The following is an 18,185-nucleotide window of genomic DNA, read 5'->3' on the forward strand; positions in this document are numbered from 1 at the left end:
CTAAATTCTCTATCCACCCATACCAGGCATTCCACCGCCACCGCCGCCACCGCCGCCTCCACCGCCCATCATACCACCTATTCCAGGCATACCGCCGCCGCCGCCACCGCCGCCACCCATCATACCACCTATTCCAGGCATACCACCGCCGCCGCCACCGCCGCCGCCCATCATACCACCCATTCCGCCGCCACCACCGCCGCCACCGCCACCGCCGGTGAGGCTACCGGTCATGCCACCAAGCTTAGATGTAATCCCTCCCATTGCTTTTCCACCAATTTTTTGAGTCATAGCCAATAAATCTATTGAACCTTTGGCCATGCCTCCTAAGTCCTGCACCCCGGTTAAGATTGCAAGGAAACTGGTAACGGAACCTAAAAAGAAGTAATATATCACTGCAAATAACATCATTTTGACAATAGCCTCCAGATAATCGGAAGCCGGTCCTTCCTTTAATCTGGTAAAGCTACCCAATGGGCCGAGATCAAATTCTTCCGTTAATTCCTTGCTTATTTTACCGACGCTCACCAAACAAGGATCCTTAGCTTGAAGGTGATGAATAGTATTACAATAAAGCGAATTTATTCCTTCACATGCGACTAACTTATCACTTATATCTTGCTTCGTCGTTTTTACCAGCACTAAATCCCCATAATATATTGAATCAAAAGTAACCAGCATCAAAGCGACGAAAGCAAATAAAAGAGCAGGATATAAAATATATCCTAAAATTAATTTTATCCAATTATCAAATATGGACTTAGTTGCTTGGAATAATGAAAAACATAAAAAGATCGGAGAGAGTAATATTAATATTGCTATAATGAATACCGCAAGGATAAACATATGAGCGAATTTGAAAACGACCAGTAATAATATAAGAATATATATAAATGAAACTATTGCCAGCAAGAACCCCACTCCGCCTACTAAAAACGCAGCAGCTATTATCCACATACCTATAACCCCGCCTAGTGAATAATTACATGAACCAAGATTCATATAATTTATGAGCTTGCAATCCACTAAATCCCACATTGTCATTTTAAGGTTGTTGAAACCTATGGTCGGTTGCACTCCGTTGCCGATTGATGAAGGTGGTATATCCCTTTGCGCTAACAATTCCTGTCCGCCCAGTATATATCTACACATCCCTACCGGGTCATTTGTATTTTCCGCATTCATAAAAAATACCCCTATTTCATCGGATGCCCATACCAGCGTCGGAAAAAGCCCTTGCGCTTCTCCATTCACAACATAGTACCATGCACTCGGAGTGGTAAAATATACTACCAGCCCGAATTTAATAATAAACATTAAAAATTCCCCTTGGCTTGGAACTTGCGGTGAGCTGATTATTTTAATACCCAGTAATGCCACATATAATACAAGTACTGCATAAACTATACCTCTTAGCCTATCTTGTATAACAATAAAGAATCCTGTGTTTACATAACCGGGATTATTATCCGGGCTTAAAAATACTTTTATTATTAGGTCTTTAACGCAACCGACTACCGTACTTGTGATATGAAAATCACTTTGCAAAAACCCCTTCATAGCAGTCGCATCATGCCCGTTAGCATCAATTTGCTTTAGTGCTCTACCTAATCCGTGTAAATCAGTTCTTCCAGTAAGCAGATAATAACATCTGGTTCCTTTCGTATAAAGCTCAAGAAACGCATCAATAGCCGGCTCCTCTGCAGGCGGTGCAACCTGGCTACATCCTATTTTTAAGGGAATCAGCGTATATGGACTTGCAGCACAAATTTGAATTTTGGCATTTGAACTATCATAGTGATAGTAAGCATAAAATTGTACGGATGCAGTACCTTTATCCATCTCTTCATTTCCTGCTTTTATCCACACTCCTGTTCTATCGTCAGTTGAACACCTGCTATATCCCTTCCAGTATCTCCTTCCCCAACCCTGGGTTGCTTCGACACGGATTTGCCCGACTTTTTCTTTATAAGCATATTTATCATTACCTTCTACACAATAAGGAGAGGCTGCACCCATATACCCCCAAACCCTACCGATATCTGCAGCACGCTCACTACCTTCCTTTATTTGCTCACCGTTCGTGGGATCATATTTAGGGTCGCAGGAATAATAGAACGGTACATCAGAAGCAGTTAAAGCTTTAGGTGCTGCGTTATAATACTTTCCGTCACGGCCCTTTTGACAATCCCAATATTCTTTTCCATTTTCAGCTTCCCCTGCAAGTTTTCTACTCATATATTCCCATGGTTGTACTACATAGGTGTTTGTGCATACTTCTATCATTACAAGAACATTAGTAGCTATTATAACAGCTCCTATAAACAGCCCTATACCGCTATTCATCAAACCCAAAACCACCCTTAATTGCATCATACCGGCCAAAGCTGAAATAAATTGTGTTGATGAGCCGTTATTTGAGGGAGCCCTTGTGTCTTTTCCCAGAACAGGAGGAATAAATGTGTTATTAAAATCCGATAATTCAGTAGGGCTATATACAAATCCGTCTCCAAAGCAGAAACTTAAATTACCCAGATATAAAAATCCTGAAGCATCCTCATCCGACCTTGACTCAAATTCCATAATACTATCATAAGCATTAGCTTTATTTATCGGACATATGAGCAGCATAAAAATAAATATGCCCAATTTTGCAAGATTCCCCCAAAACTTCATTCTTCTCTTTCCCTTAAACGATTGTTAAATATCGGGATCCAAATATTTGGATCATCGCCGTGTTTTTTTCTTATTTCATCAAGTATCAGTACTGTATCCGCTCTTCCTGATAGGATATTTACTACATCTTCCAGGCCGCTTAGATCAATTTTAGCTATAACTGCATCATTACCTTGCTTAATCAAGAAGAAGCGGCTACCGGGATCAGTAGTTTTAATTAATTGAAATTCTCTCTCACTTAGCATAAAAGTTTGCCGATAAGCAGCGGTTGCCTTTAAGTTCGGTAAGAATATTTGAGTTGCGGTTTGCTGAATTAGAGTATCACTAATCGCACTTTTACTGGCATCTTCAACACTTTGAGTAGCAAATACAACAAAGGTATTGAGTTTTCTTAAAACTTTTAACCAATCCTTAATTTTAGGTGCGAATACCGGATTATCAATTAGAGCCCATGCCTCATCAAGTACAATCATGCATGGAGTTCCATCCAGTGATAAATTAATACGGTGGAATATATATAAAAGCGCCGGCCCCAAACTTGCTTTATTCTTCAGCAATTCTCCCATTTCAAAGCCGAAAACGTTCGCCTTACCGAAATCAATTACATCCTCATCATTATCAAAAAGGTTGGCATGCGAACCGTTACTATGCCACATAGCAAGCCTGCCCGCCAAAGTTCCAGGACCTGCCATACCCAAGAAGGGAGCAATATTTCTTAGTTTTCTATCCTTCTTCTCTAATTTAAAGTTACCGTTCATTGCCGCGGTCAGATATGCTATATCTTCAGCAGTAACTTGCTCCCCGTTAGTTGAAACAAGTTGTTTAAGCCACTCAAGAATAAAAGTTTTATTTTCACCAGTTTCAGGAAGTTGAAGCGGATTAAATCCGCATTTTCTGCTCGGATCAATAATAGTATATTTCCCGTTCAATGCTCTTAAGAAGATTTCCGCTCCCCTATCCTTATCAAAGAAGAAAAGCCTACATTTATATTTCTGAGCTTGCGCACACAGGAAATTCATCATTACGGTTTTACCCGCTCCTGTAGGTCCTATAATAGTAGTGTGCCCGACATCTCTTAAGTGAAAATTGAAATAGTAGGGAGTTCCTGAAGTAGTATCTAAAACGGTTACCGCCTCTCCCCAATGATTTCCTTTCTGTTTACCCAAAGGGTAATTGTGCATTGAATTAAATGCAGCAAGGTTCATAGTATTTATAGTTGATTTTCTAACAATAAAATCATAATTACCAGGTAGTTGCCCCCAGAAAGCCGGCTCTAAGTTGGTTCTTTCTCTAACTCCTATTCCACCCGAATTAGTAATCTCTACTGCTGCCATTGATAATATATTTTCCAACTCTTTAGGATTTCTTGAAATACACATTACGGATAAATGATGGGAACCAAAGTGAATTTCTCCGCTCATTGCTTTATCCAGAGCATCGGAAATCTCTATAATTTGGGAGACGGCTTTATCTCCTGCTTGAATCATCCTGTTTTGCTGTAATTGCATTCTGTGCATTGCAGCTTGCTTATTGGTGAATTCAAAGGATTGGGTGAGAATAAACTCAAAAGGCATTCTAAGGAATGAATCTAAGATACCCGCCCAGGTTTTTGGTCCGTATTCTTTAATGCTTACTATTCCTGCAAACCTTTCGGCACCGTTTAAAGATTTTGCTTCAATAGATTTTTTGCCGAAATACAACCTATGATTATTAATATATTTATCTATATTTCCCAGCGGATAAAGCATACGGGATTGTGCGCCACAGTTAACGATCCTACCGAAAAACTCACATAGCTCTGAATAAACTCTATCTTGCTTTCTATCTAAGCCGAGTAATTTCGGGTTATATTCTCTAAGTGTATTAACTACTCGGGTAGTTGCTTCTTCAAGTTGCTCATAAGCTTCCCGCATTGCTATATCTCTTGCGCCTTTGTCACCGCCTTGCATCAGTTTTTTAAGCATAGATTCAATACCGCCTATGCTAAGCCCGGCTTCAATTTTTCTTACTACCGAAATATATAATTCATTGGTAAAAGCTTGCTTATCTTTATTTTTTTGAAACCATTTCTGGTCTAAATAGAGGGCAAAACCATCAGGCATATCAATACTTGCATAATCATCTGGATAAACCTGCTGGCGCTTTCTGATTATATGGAAATAAAGGCCTAAGTTACCTGAGGCCATACCTTTAAATAATTGATTACGGATTATTTTTTTTATATCCAGATCTTCATCATCGGCAGTCTCGAAAGAATAACCGCTAATTTTTACTACTTGAACTAAATCATTGCTCTTAGTAATTACAGTATTACTATTCCAGTGAGTTAAATAAGGTATGAAACCGCTACTCGGATACTCTCCGTTTGCTACTTTTTCTCTTTCAGCTTTAGTTCTAAATAGCTTCATCATATCTTAATATTGATCATAAGAGTTAGCACCATGATAAAGCTTGTTTTTACAGCGAGAGCATTTCTCTGCTTTTACTCTAAACAGCTCGATAAACAATGGTTCTTTAGAACATATATAATATCCGATTGCATGAATCGGGAACATCATAGCAAAATATTTAAAATCACTGGTGGAAATATAAGCTATCATCGAACCTATTCCATTGAGGACAGCAAACCCGTAGCTTACACCGAAAAGCATCGGCGGCCTGGTAAGCCCGACAAATAGAGGATCAGCGTTTAAACCTCCTGCCATATCTTTTCCCTCCCAAACTTATGAACTATATATTAATCTAAAGATAATACGCTTGTATAAAAATGTACAATATAAAATTCACATATGAGCTTGAATAATAACAATATATGAGTCTTGTATATAAAAAAATAAGGGTTACATGATGCTTTAAACCATGTAACCCCCAATTTTAATTTTTTTTATAACTTAGAAAGTAAGCCTGGTACCTATTAAATAAACCACACCTTGATTACTTTTCGGTGCATTAGCATCTTTAAAATGAAAACGCGAAGCTTCAGCATACGGCATGAACCCCGGAGCTACTTTATATTCCACACCTAAAGAAATATTAGTGAATTTATTATATGTAGTATCTGAGAAGGACTTATTTGGTGAAATTGCAGCGCCTGGAAATGATTTTTCAACAAATCTTCTTTGAACATCAGTTCCGATTGATTCCAAACCGCCTGCTTTCTTACTTTTCATAAAATTTAAACTATAGCCTAAATTTCCATATTGGTAAGCTGCCCCTAAAGTCCAGTACTGGCTCCCTTGCTTTGTACCTTCGAGTTTAGTTTTATAGGTTCCGGTTTTCATCCAACTACCGTAGGTTCCGCCGATTACAAAATCCTGATACCCGATTGCAAGGCCTGCTTCATAGGCTTTAAGGTCTCTGAGCAGATCCGTGCCTACAAATTTTTTAGCTTTACCGATCTCTCCGACTAAGCCTGCTTTAATGTTCCATTCCTGATTGAAGTTGTGCTTAAACTGAACACCGCCGCTGATTATATTTTTAAAGGTTGGTCTGTTACCTGCTATTCCTATAGGCTTTCTGTCGGTATCAACCGGTCCGTCGTCTCTTGAAGCTCTGGTTGCCACACTTCCGGTGCTATCCATATCGGGAATAAAACTAACCCCTATCGTTAAAGTTGGATGCGGCATAGTATAAGCGGTAAGCTTAGGAGCGGAAGCATAGTATTGCGCAGAATAATTTGACGGAAGGTTAGGGCTTACGATAAATTTATATCCGCTTAAATTATCCATTTTAGTTAAGCCGAAAGGTAAAAAAGGTGAGACTCCTGATAAATCAATATAGGCAGTTTCACTAGCCCATTTTGACCAAAACCCGTCAACCCCGTAAGCCGCTTTAGCAAGTGCCGCAGTGGTATCCATTTCAAATACCCCGCCGGCTCCGTAATAGTTACCGCCTTCAAGTCTTCCTATACTGTCATGCTGAATATATGCCATGGTTTTTTCGGCAATTCCGCTTTGATTAGCGGTTGATTTACTTGTATCAGCATTAAGCCTGATTAAACCGCCGTATTTAAGCTCGGAATCCGTAACTCCGTCAATATTAATATCTATCTTGGTATCATTTACTATTGCCGATCTGTTCCCTTTGCCTTTATTTTGAAAAGTATTATTATCTATCACATCTCTATATTCACCTGTTTGCCTAACATGCCCAACCATAGTATCAAATCTGCCGCCCAGTTTAACGGTCGGCGGTTCCGCTGCATTAGCAGCTGCAGCTATTACTGATAAGATTGCCGATAAAGTAATTTTTTTGTACATTATGATCACCTTTTGTCATTTTTGCACTTAAACAACTAGCATAGATACGTTAAACCACAAGTTTTTTATATGTGCATAATATACAAATAAACTAAACGTGGTTTTATTGTCTAAAGCTTGTTTGCTAGGTATTTTGCCTGATATTTAAGCTCAATTCCTGATTTAGGATTACTTCAGGTTGAGCCAGCCCTTTTTTGCATTTCAGCTCTATATCAACCATTGTTTTAAACATCGAGAGAGCTTTATCTAAGCTTAATTTTTTAGCTGCCGTTATTAAGTTATCTTTTTGCTTAAAAAAGACCGGCGGTTTTAAAGAAAAGATAGCCTGCTCTAAATTTTTTCCTCCCTCAATCAAGCCTTTTAGTTTAATTACTTTAACTAGAAAATTAGCAAGCACTCTAATGATCAACATAAAATTTACATCTGCGCTTTGTAAGCTGTTAAGATATTTTTGTACTTGATTCACATTCCCCGCAACTAAAGCCGCACATAGATCATCCAAAGAAATTTCGGCATTTGCTCCGATTGCATTAATAATATCTTCATATGCTATTTGTTTCTGCTGCCCTAAATAAATACTAAGCTTATTAAGTTCATTCCTTATAATATGCTCATTGGCCGGAAGGATTTCAACTATAGTATCAACTATTTCATTTTGATATTTGAATCCTTCTTTATCTAGGTATTCTCTAACCATTTTTTTCAGCCTCATTTGATCAGGCTTATAGCAAGCAATCGCAAGTATATTTATTTCTTCTTCAAAAAATTTACGCATAGATGAGCTTTTGCTTAGGTCACCGGCGATAAAAATGACCGTTGAGCTGCCTTTACTGCGCTTTATTACTTCAATTAAATCTTTGCTTATAGTTGTTGCCGCATCGGTTACAACTATTACCCGCTTATTATTAAGCAATGACAGTGAAGCCATTTCATCCCTTAAAGCTATCGGGTTTTCTCTTACCGCAGCATATGGTATATTTATAACTTCAATTTCCTCAGCTTCGGATTTTTGTAAGAATCGAATTATTTTTTGCTTGGAAACATTAACTTCCGCCTCTTCAGGACCATAAATTAATATTAGCTGAGGCAAGGCCTTATTACCGAACATGCTTTGGATATTGGAGGAGATTAGTTTCATAGTGACCTTAATTTACCATAAAAGCGATAATACTTCCTCTCAATAGAAATGCAAAATTTTTTATGATAAAATTTTAATCCATTCAGTTAAGCTGTTTATAGCTCTTTTAGAATACTCCGCTTTACGATCAGCTACCCTCTCGGTGAGCGGTGGAAAAAGACCGAAATTAACGTTCATGGGTTGGAATGTTTCACTTTCGGCATCTTGCGTTATATGGCCTATTAATGCGCCTAAAGCAGTATCTCTAGGAATTTCAGGGACATCAAGATTGTTTAATTCAAAATAGGTAAACAACCCGACTGCAAGACCGATTGCCGCACTTTCAAGGTAACCTTCTACTCCGGTAATTTGGCCGGCAAATCTGATTTTATGGTTAGTTTTAAGCCTAAGCTTCGTATCCAATAATTTTGGGCTATTGATAAATGTATTGCGATGCAACCCGCCGAGCCTGGCAAATTCTGCATTTTCCAATCCCGGTATCTTTTTAAATACCTCTTTTTGCGCACCCCACTTTAACTTAGTTTGGAAACCGACAATATTATAGAGCGTACCAAGCTTATTATCTTGCCTTAATTGCACCACGGCATAAGGCTTTTCAATACTATTCGGATCGGTCAAACCCACCGGCTTCATAGGCCCGAACCTAAGCGTCTCCTTGCCGCGCTCCGCCATTACTTCAATCGGCAAACACCCGTTAAAGTAAGGAGTATCTTTCTCCCATCCTTTAAATTCTGTTTTTTCTCCCTCTCTTAAATCTTCTATAAAACTATAATATTGCTCTCTTGAAAGAGGGCAATTTATATAATCTTTCCCGTCACCTTTATCATATCTCGATTGAAACCAGGCTTTAGAAAAATCAATGCTCTCCTTATAAACAATCGGTGCTATAGCATCAAAAAAATATAGGTATCCTTCACCTTCAGTGATATTTTTAATTTGTTCGGATAATTTATCACTGGTAAGCGGGCCGCTTGCGATTATAACAACTTGGTCATTCGGGATTTCAGTAACTTCTTCTCTTCTAACTTCAATATTACTTCTACTTAAAAGCGTTGCTTGTACCATTTCAGCAAATGCTTCTCTATCTACCGCAAGCGCTGACCCGGCAGGAACTTTACACTGATCCGCACATTTCATAATGAGTGAATCCAGTTTACGCATTTCTTCATGCAATAAACCGACCGCATTATTAATATCATCAGATCTAAAAGAATTTGAGCACACAAGCTCTGCGAACTTATCAGTCGAGTGAGCAGGAGTGGGTTTTACCCCACGCATCTCATGCAAAACAACCGGAATACCGAATTTGGATAATTGCCAAGCTGCTTCACTACCCGCTAGCCCTGCACCTATTATATGCACAGGTTTCATAAAATAACTCTATAATATTTAAGCAGTTGGAGCTTCGGCAGCAGACGTTTCTTCGGTAGACTCGGAACGTCCGGAAACTGAAACAACAACGAAATTGCTCTGATCAAGTGGAACTACTCCTTGTGGTAATTCTAAATCATTTATATGGATATTTTTACCGATTTCCAAATTAATAACATCAACTACAATGTGTTCAGGAATATTGGTCGGGTGACAATAAACAAGGAAAGATCTGGTTGCAACGTTAAGAACACCACCCCTTTTAACGCCAGGAGATTTCTCTTCGTTAATTACTTTAACATGCACGGAAACTTTAACAGTGGTATCTTTGCTTACTTCCTGAAAATCAGCATGAAGCGGGAAGTCAGTTACAGGGTGAACCTGAACGATTTTAGGAATAGCGGTAATCGTTTCATTCGCTAATTCAATTTCGAATAACTTTGCTTGGATATTCCCTTTATTATATTCTTTGATGAATTCATTTTGAGCAAGCGATATCATCACTTCCTTATGGCTACCGCCGTAAATAATAGCCGGGATTCTTCCTTCTCTTCTTAAAGCCCTTGTTGTACCTTTTCCATTTTTCTCTTTCAGTTCAGCTTTCATTTTAATTGATTCGGCCATATACCTCAATCCTCTTTTCAAAAATTAAATAAACAAACCCGAGACGGATTTTTCATTAGCAATTCTTTTTATTGCCTCTGCCATCAACGGAGCAATAGATACAACCTTTATTTTTTTGCATCTACTTAATTTTTCTTTGTCATATATACTGTCGGTGATAACCAAAGTTGATAACACTGATCCATCTATTCTCTCAACAGCTGACGAAGATAATACCCCGTGGGTTACATACGCTGCAACGCTATTTGCGCCACTTTTAACCAGTGCCTTTGCAGCATTACATAAAGTACCCGCAGAATCTACTATATCATCAATTATAATGCAATCTTTTTTATCAACATCCCCTATTATGTTCATAACTTCGGAAACTCCTGCACTTTCTCGTCTTTTATCGATTATTGCCAACGGCACCTCTAACCTTTTAGCTATAACTCTTGCCCTAACTACCCCGCCCACATCCGGAGATACAATTGCCAGTTGTTTAACATCGTATCGCTCCCTAATATCTTTAATAAACACAGGTGCTATAAACATATTATCAAGCGGTATATCAAAAAAACCCTGAATTTGAACGGAGTGAAGATCCAGAGTAAGCACCCGATCGGCACCTATTTTTGAGATCATTTCAGCTACAACTTTTGCAGATATCGCCGTTCTTCCTGAAGTCATTCGATCTTGTCTTGAATAACCGTAATACGGTATAACCGCAGTTATTCGCCTAGCCGAAGACCGCCTCAATGCATCAATAATTATTATAAGTTCCATGATATGATCATTCGCCGGGTACGAGGTAGATTGTATAATATAAACATCTTCACCCCTTATACTCTCTTCAAGCTCGACGAATATTTCATGATCTTCAAAATATCGGACGCTTGCCGGGATTAAATCGGTATTTAGAATTTCAGCAATGGATTTTGCCAGTGCTAAATTACTATTTCCCGTTATTAATTTCATAGAATTAATTTATCACCAGTTTTTTATATAATATCAAAGGTATAAACCCTGGCAAGGATTATAGCTAAGCAAGCATATAAGTTATCTGATTTTAATAAAAATTTTCCCATATTTACCGCTATATACTTCTTTCCAATTTCCAAAAAAGTTATAAATTTCTAAATATTTAAGCTCACTATGTGAGATAAGCGCCCCATCTATGGAGTATTTATTAAAAATTTCCTGCCAACCAGGAGTCAAACTTTTAAATTTCAGATAATCTGTTATCACTTCTTCACTAAATACAGTGCCCGCCCTGCCGTCAATAAAATGTTTAAGCTTTTCTTCTCCATAATAAATAATATAACCCCCTATATTATAATTATTAAATATTTTATAATTCGGATAATTTTGTTTTATGTACTCTATCTCTTCCAGAGGGATAGATACTTGATTTCTAATTACCGCTTTATCTTGAAATATCATAATATAAATTGCGAATAAAATTGCTAAGCTTATAACAACCTTGCGGAATTTTTCCAAAACAGTAATTTTTTTTACTTTTTCCTGTTCAATATAATCTTTGATTCTGCATGCCATATAGGGAGCAGCTAAAACTGCTAATATAGCAAAATATCTGATAGAAAGCAGTGAAGCGAAAATGGAACCGAAAGCAACTACTTTATCAACAGCTCTAACTTCCGACTTAGGCCGGGGTAATAAATCCATAAGTATATATAAAGATACGACTAAACTCGTACCATACATTGCCCCAAAATTAAACTGCCCCCATTCGGCAATATGTTTGGAAACTTCACTGTTCAAAGTTCTTAAAACCGCATAATAAATATTAATACCGTAAGGGTTTAAGGCGACCGCAATAATTGAAGCAATTAAGGTTATAGCAAGATGCTTTCCCCTATTATATTGTTTTAAATATAAGGCATCAAGCAGATGAACAAAAATTATACCCAACCCCAATATAAAACTTCCGTGAATATTAGCCCACAACGCTAAAAGTAACGGAACATATACAAGGAATTTCTGCTTTAATCTATCTTTATACAATTTAAGTAAAGTATTAAGCGCGAGAAGAAGATAGCATGCAATGATCTGAGGCCTTAGGAATACGAAGTCCCATATTATAATACCTGACAAGCCGGCAACAACCAGCCGGGTTTCGTTAGCTTCTTTAACCCATAACTTCAACGAATGATAAATAAAAACTATTAGCAAAGCATAAATTAAGCAATTTAGCGTATAGAGCTTATTTAAACCTAATCTTGCATGAACCAGGCTAATACATGAATCCCATGCCCATGAAACATTATACCATTTTTGGGAAGAACCAGCAAAACTCCAATTGTCATACCTGGGAATAGAGGCATTTCTCATAATTAAATCCCCCGCCTTTATATGCCACGCGACATCCGGGTCAGTAAACAGGAAGGGAGCAAACAGCATATAAGTAATAAAAAAAAGTAAGGCAATAAGAAGATCATCTCTTAGTAAAAAACTAGAAAATCCTCTATTCATATCTATCACTTAAAATAGGTAAATATACAGTAAATATGCTACCCTTACCAACAGTGCTTTCGATGTTTAAAAATCCTCTATGCCGCAAAAGAATTTGCTTAACTATAGCAAGGCCGAGACCGGTGCCGCCTAACTTCTTAGATCTTGACGGCTCTATTCTATAAAACCTTTCAGTCAACCTGGGCAGGTGTTCGCTGGCTATACCGTTACCCTGGTCTGCTATTGAGATGAATATAGCTTTACTATTATCCTGAGTAAAAATTCCGTTTCTTGGAACTACGTCAGTTACTCCAATATCAATTTTAATTTCTTTATTATGACCGCCGTATTTAAGAGCATTAGCTAAAAGATTAAATACTACTTGAGATAATTCATTAAAATCTCCTAAAACACTAGGAAGATGTTCATCTATATTTCTTATCACCGCTATTTTGGATTGCATAGCCTCCCATTCCAGTTGCTTAACTACCAAATCCACTATCTGAGCAATATCTACTATCTCCGTAGGAGGTGTGTTAAGCCTCCTTTCAATACTTGAAAGAGAGAGTAGATCATCGATCAGATTCTTCATGCAATAAGCCTGTTCTCTTATCATAGGGATAAAAAGCTTCCTCGCTTCTTTATCATCCCATCCGTCAATATCCAAGGTTTCAATGATACCTATTATTCCGGTAAGCGGAGTTCTAACTTCATGGCTTGCATTAGCAATAAAATCCGCAAGCATTTTTTCAGTGCGCTTTAGCTCCGATACGTCATGCATCATAATGATCAAGTTTTTCTCGCCGTTTTCTTTAGAATCATATACCTCGATTAATACCTGGTAATCTCTTTCGATCGGCGCCCCTAAATAAAGCTCCACTCTCTTGCTTACTTGGTCATGCAGCACCCATCTTACCGCACCAAGCAGAATTTTATTATCAGTTATCTCTCTTAAACTCATTCCGATTAAATTACTTCCGAACACCTGCTCAGCCGCATTGTTCACTTTAGAAATAATTAAGCTTTCATTTATAATAAACATGACCTCCGGGATAGAGCTGAATAATAACTTTATCTCAGCAATTTTTTCCAGTACTTCTCTTTGCTTCTTCTCCCAAGATTTCTTTAATAAATCAAGAGACTCGGATAGCTCTATAACCGCAATAGAAGACTCCAGTTTCGGAGGCTTAACAATTCGGTCGAAACTCAAATGCTTTACATAACCTGCAAGCTTAGAATAATCAGACATGAAGGGGAAAATAATATACATTGCAGAGCAAATTATAATTAAACAAATAACAATGTAGTAAACCCAGCTTTCTTCTGAAGTAACATAATGAAATGTTATTAGCGCAATTGGGAAAAGCGCAATGGCTAACGCTACCTTTAGTGCCGCAAGGAATATGCCGCTAAATTTATTTCCTCCGGTAGTAATTTTCTTTATAAAGTGGCTCACGTTTTTTCAAATCATAAAGTTTGCAATATCAACTATCTTTGGAAAAACCAAGCATAAATAAAGAGAAACAGCCAACGCAGGGCCAAACGGGAACTCTTCACCTTTGCTTAATAACCTCCAAATCAGCGCAGTAAATATACCTATTATACCACTTATAAGAAAAAATCCAGCAAGCATCTCAATTTTTAAAAAAATTCCGACAACGGCAAAAAATTTTACATCACCCGTGCCTAACCCATCTTTTTTCATAAAAAGCTTAAAGCCTTTTTGTAATATAATTCCGATAATATAGCAGAATAAAGGAGTAAATAAAAGCTCTATGAGAGGGTAATTGTTAAAAAAGGCATAAAAAATACCTAAAATTGCGATTATAAATTGAATTATATCAGGTATTATATAATATTCAAAATCGGTAATAATCATCACCATTAAAGCTGCGGTCGTAAGGCATAACAAAACTTGATTAATATGACCTTCAACATTGTATCCAACTATAGAAAAAGAAAAAGCAGTTAACAATTCTATCAGTGGATATCTTAATGAGATAGGCTGAGCACAGTGCCTACACTTACCTTTTTGAAATGCATAGGAAAATACCGGGATAAGCTCAAAAGCTTTCAACGCATGGTTACATTTCGGGCATTTTGATCTAGTAAGCAAGCTCTCTTGTGTTACCAACCTATAGCTTGCGGCGCCTGCAAAGCTACCAAAGATTAACCCTAATGCGGTTATCAAAAAAAACATTTATAACTCAACCCCTAAATTATTCTTGTTTACATAACATTAATATATATATATCATTATATAGATATAATACTGATCATACTTAAGCTTAAATAAAAAAAATAAATTATGCCAACAAAAAAGAAATTCAGCATTCGAGGTTTTACTTTACTTGAATTATCAATTACTATGGTAATCACAGGTATAATAGCGGTTGGCTACCTTTCTTATAAGCAATTTAATTTAGACAATACCGCACGAACCGAGACCCTAAGAAGAATAAAAGTTATAGAAGATACTATACTTTTAAATTTAGCACAAAATGGTAACCTCCCATGTCCCGCTAATCCATCGGAAGTCATTGGCTCAACATTATATGGAGTTGTAAATATGAATTTTGCAGATCCGTTGATATGTAACCCGAATTCCGGAAATGATTTAGGTAGCATGAACTTAGGTGGAGATACATTATACTATGGGACAATACCGACTAATAGCATAGGAATCCCTAGTGAGTACATGATTGACGGTTGGGGCAATAGGTTTGGTTATGTGGTACAAAAAACGTTTATTAATAGCCAAACCAGTAGCTCTGCATGCATAAATACAGCAGGTGATTTTGCACAAGACAACCATAGCAATGCTGCTTATTTTTGTTTTAAAGGGCAAGCTTCAGGATCAGCAAATCCCTCTACTCCGGATATACAAATACTTAACAGAGCCGGCGGCAGTGTTATAAGCAATGATGCTGTTTACGTTATAATAAGTTATGGCCCTAATGGCTATGGGGCTTACTTAAGAAATTCTGATCGCAACTCAGGAAGTGGTACCGAGGGATCGAACGTCAACCGTAATCCCATGCCACCAGCTGCAAATGATGATGAGCAACTTAACTTAGGGTGCAACCCAACCACTAATTCATGCAGTAAAACATTCTACAGTCCGCAATTTGTTAGCCGCTCTCCCTCAAGTGATTTTGATGATATAGTGGTTTATAAAGACCGTAACCTGATGGTCAGGGAGTGCAATGCTTATTTCAATAATGCTTGTACTATTAAACATGGTATATATATAAAATAATTATTTTTAACAAATGAGCTTAAAAGTTAAAGTTGATAAAATAAAAGGTTTTTCTCTAATTGAGCTTTCGCTGGTTCTCTTGATTTTAGCTGCATTAATTGCAGGAGGTATGTCTTTATCTTCTATCCAAGCATATAAAGAAAAATATGATACTACTCTTAAAAACATAAAATTGATAGAAAATGCATTAACTGTATTTGTGGCTTTAAACGGAAGACTTCCATGCCCGGCTAGTCCTGCTCAAAAAATTTTAAATTCTACTTTCGGCAGAGAACAGGTGACTGCCGGGGCAGTAGGCACTGCACAATCCTGTAATTCAACTACTACTAATATTTTTACTGGCAGCGTAGGCGGCAATACTCAATATTACGGCGCCGCTCCCGTAACAACCCTAGGGTTGCCTGATGAAGTAATGTTTGACGGGTGGGGGAACCGAATCGGCTATATAGTAACGAAACCATTTGTCAATAGTTCTAAAACTAATACATCCTGCACCAGCGGAGGAAGTGCGGCAAATGTTTCAAATAATATTTATTTTTGTTATAGAGGACAAGCGAGCGGAAACAGTAGCACCAGCATCCAAGTTCTTGGTGAAGGTTATTACGCAAATTATGCTCCCGTATATATTTTAATCAGCCATGGTGAGAATGGGTATGGTGCATTTTTGAAAAATGCGGACGTTGATTTGGATAATGGCGGAGTGAATGGCTCAAATGCTGATAGGAACCCGAATCCTCCAAGTTCTAATCCTCATGAATTACTTAATCTTAATTGCAATTCAGGTGCATGCTTAACACAAAATTATGTGCAAAAAGAAATATCCACCCCGATTTTTGATGATATATTGTTATTTAAAAATAGAAATAACATTCTTCTGGATTGTAATAAATACGGAAACAATGCATGTACGCTTAATGAAGGAATAATCATAGGTTAAATAATCGGTTTATAATATGAAACAAAAAGGATTTACTTTAGTTGAGCTTTCAATTGTACTGATAATAGTAAGTATTTTAATTAGCGGTGGAGCTGCACTAAGTTTAAGCCAAATTGAAAAATATAAATATGACACAACCTTAGCAAGGTTAGATATTATAGAAAACGCTTTAACCCAATTTTTATCCTTAAACGGTAGGCTTCCCTGCCCTGCCGATAACGTTATCCCTTCCTCAAACTCACTGTACGGTTTTGAGCAAATCACCTCATCGGGAGCCGGCCCTCAGAGCTGCTCTGCTGCTAATCTTCTAACGAAGACTTCAGGAACTTATGAAGTAGCATACGGTGGTGCCGTGCCATTTAAGACTCTTGGTTTATCTAATGATTTTATGCTTGACGGATGGAATAATAAAATACTTTACACCACCATTAGATCTTTGGTTAATAACCAAATTACTAACTCTTCTTGTGTAACTGCTAATAATGCACAAAATAGTGATTCCAGTCCCTTTTACATATGCTTTAGAGGAAAAAAAAGTAATATAATTTATACATTCAGATATATTTCAACTCCATCCGTAGTGACAATTATTGATGCAGCATATACCTTAGTCAGCGCAGGAGCTAACGGGTTTGGTGCATATAGTAATAGTGTGTCTAGCTCGGCTATCAAAAATCCAAATTCTGCCTCTATTAATGAAATAGAAAATTTTGATGGAAATTACGGATTTGTACTCTCAGGATATCAAAAATCCGCTTCAACATACACGTTAAACCAATTTGATGACATAGTAAGGTTTAAGGCCAGAAACTTATTGGTATACGACTGCAATAAAGAATATAACCTGGCATGCACTAATACATGGGGGATTGATTTAAGATAAATTTTCCTTCTCTTCCGTTCTTTGTAATAATTTCTTATATTTTTCTACTTTCTTCATCTGCATTTGCCGCTTAAGCGGAGAGAGATAATCAAGAATTATAACGCCATTAGTATGGTCAATTTCATGTTGAATACATGCAGACAGTAAACCTTTTTCAACTTTTAATGTCTGCTCTTTACCTTCATAATCTAAGTACTTGACCTTAATTTCTGCCGAACGCGTAACGTTTACATATACATTAGGCACCGACATACATCCTTCATCCATAGTTTCCAATTCGGTGGATTTTTCTATTAATTCAGGATTAACCATATATAGAGGTTTACCTCCATGCATTCCAGGTATGTGATCCTGTTCAAGCTTTTTATGTACTCCGTCAATATCGATTACAACGATTCTTTTCATGATTCCGACTTGTACTGCGGAAATTCCTATTCCTTGGTTGGCATGAATTGTTGCGAGCAACCTATCCATACACTCTTTTATCTCATCATTTATTTCTAAAACATCGACGGATTTTTGATTTAACCTTACATCAGGCACCAGTACCAAGTTATAAGGTTTAGCTTGAGTTATTGTATCCATTA

The 18,185-nt window shown here is 37.3% G+C and carries 15 protein-coding genes; 3 read left to right on the forward strand and 12 right to left on the reverse strand.

What is annotated here, in order from left to right:
- Positions 1-9: 9 nt before the first annotated feature.
- The 11 genes from NF27_RS13105 to NF27_RS00615 form a co-directional block, all read right to left on the reverse strand.
- On the reverse strand, positions 10-2,676 hold the full coding sequence (locus NF27_RS13105) for a TrbL/VirB6 family protein (protein WP_053332446.1): 2,667 nt from the start codon (positions 2,674-2,676) through the stop codon (positions 10-12).
- Positions 2,673-5,084: a VirB4 family type IV secretion/conjugal transfer ATPase gene (locus NF27_RS00570; protein WP_039454670.1), complete on the reverse strand. Its 2,412-nt coding sequence runs from the start codon at positions 5,082-5,084 to the stop codon at positions 2,673-2,675. Before NF27_RS00570 ends, NF27_RS13105 begins: the two co-directional genes overlap by 4 nt.
- A gap of 6 nt (positions 5,085-5,090) precedes the next feature.
- Entirely contained in the window at positions 5,091-5,381 is a 291-nt protein-coding gene (locus NF27_RS00575; RefSeq protein ID WP_038540306.1) for a VirB3 family type IV secretion system protein, read from the reverse strand.
- A 186-nt stretch (positions 5,382-5,567) separates the two neighbouring features.
- Entirely contained in the window at positions 5,568-6,935 is a 1,368-nt protein-coding gene (locus NF27_RS00580; RefSeq protein WP_039454674.1) for a porin, read from the reverse strand.
- Between the two features lie 124 nt (positions 6,936-7,059).
- Positions 7,060-8,073: a DNA polymerase III subunit delta gene (holA, locus tag NF27_RS00585; protein WP_039454676.1), complete on the reverse strand. Its 1,014-nt coding sequence runs from the start codon at positions 8,071-8,073 to the stop codon at positions 7,060-7,062.
- Between the two features lie 60 nt (positions 8,074-8,133).
- Complete coding sequence (gene trmFO / locus NF27_RS00590) at positions 8,134-9,444, reverse strand: methylenetetrahydrofolate--tRNA-(uracil(54)-C(5))-methyltransferase (FADH(2)-oxidizing) TrmFO (protein ID WP_039454678.1); 1,311 nt, start codon at positions 9,442-9,444, stop codon at positions 8,134-8,136.
- A gap of 18 nt (positions 9,445-9,462) precedes the next feature.
- Positions 9,463-10,068 carry a 50S ribosomal protein L25/general stress protein Ctc gene (locus tag NF27_RS00595; RefSeq protein ID WP_039454680.1) on the reverse strand — a complete coding sequence of 202 codons (606 nt, stop codon included), beginning with the start codon at positions 10,066-10,068 and terminating at the stop codon, positions 9,463-9,465.
- A 24-nt stretch (positions 10,069-10,092) separates the two neighbouring features.
- The gene (locus NF27_RS00600; RefSeq protein ID WP_039454682.1) at positions 10,093-11,025 is read right to left on the reverse strand and encodes a ribose-phosphate pyrophosphokinase; all 933 of its coding nucleotides are present in this window, start codon (positions 11,023-11,025) and stop codon (positions 10,093-10,095) included.
- An 81-nt stretch (positions 11,026-11,106) separates the two neighbouring features.
- Positions 11,107-12,540, reverse strand: coding sequence for a hypothetical protein (locus tag NF27_RS00605; protein ID WP_039454683.1), 1,434 nt, complete (start codon positions 12,538-12,540; stop codon positions 11,107-11,109).
- Complete coding sequence (locus tag NF27_RS00610) at positions 12,533-13,975, reverse strand: ATP-binding protein (RefSeq protein ID WP_053332447.1); 1,443 nt, start codon at positions 13,973-13,975, stop codon at positions 12,533-12,535. The genes NF27_RS00605 and NF27_RS00610 overlap by 8 nt, the downstream gene beginning before the upstream one ends.
- 6 nt (positions 13,976-13,981) lie before the next feature.
- Positions 13,982-14,719: a prepilin peptidase gene (locus tag NF27_RS00615; RefSeq protein ID WP_039454686.1), complete on the reverse strand. Its 738-nt coding sequence runs from the start codon at positions 14,717-14,719 to the stop codon at positions 13,982-13,984.
- 108 nt (positions 14,720-14,827) lie between these two features.
- Here NF27_RS00615 and NF27_RS00620 point away from each other — a divergent pair, with 108 nt between their 5' ends.
- Genes NF27_RS00620 through NF27_RS00630 form a run of 3 tightly spaced genes read left to right on the forward strand, consistent with a single transcriptional unit; the run spans position 14,828 to position 17,598 of the window.
- A complete protein-coding gene (locus NF27_RS00620; protein ID WP_039454687.1) occupies positions 14,828-15,778 on the forward strand; it encodes a type II secretion system protein in 951 nt (316 codons plus the stop codon).
- 13 nt (positions 15,779-15,791) lie between these two features.
- The gene (locus NF27_RS00625) at positions 15,792-16,715 is read left to right on the forward strand and encodes a prepilin-type N-terminal cleavage/methylation domain-containing protein (RefSeq protein WP_039454689.1); all 924 of its coding nucleotides are present in this window, start codon (positions 15,792-15,794) and stop codon (positions 16,713-16,715) included.
- Between the two features lie 16 nt (positions 16,716-16,731).
- Positions 16,732-17,598, forward strand: a complete 867-nt coding sequence (locus tag NF27_RS00630; RefSeq protein ID WP_039454691.1) for a prepilin-type N-terminal cleavage/methylation domain-containing protein — start codon at positions 16,732-16,734, stop codon at positions 17,596-17,598.
- Here the strand turns inward: NF27_RS00630 and def are convergent.
- Positions 17,590-18,183, reverse strand: coding sequence for a peptide deformylase (gene def, locus NF27_RS00635; RefSeq protein WP_039454693.1), 594 nt, complete (start codon positions 18,181-18,183; stop codon positions 17,590-17,592). The genes NF27_RS00630 and def overlap by 9 nt on opposite strands.
- Positions 18,184-18,185 lie beyond the last annotated feature (2 nt).

It is taken from the genome of Candidatus Jidaibacter acanthamoeba (genome assembly GCF_000815465.1).
Taxonomy (GTDB): Bacteria; Pseudomonadota; Alphaproteobacteria; order Rickettsiales; family Midichloriaceae; genus Jidaibacter; species Jidaibacter acanthamoebae.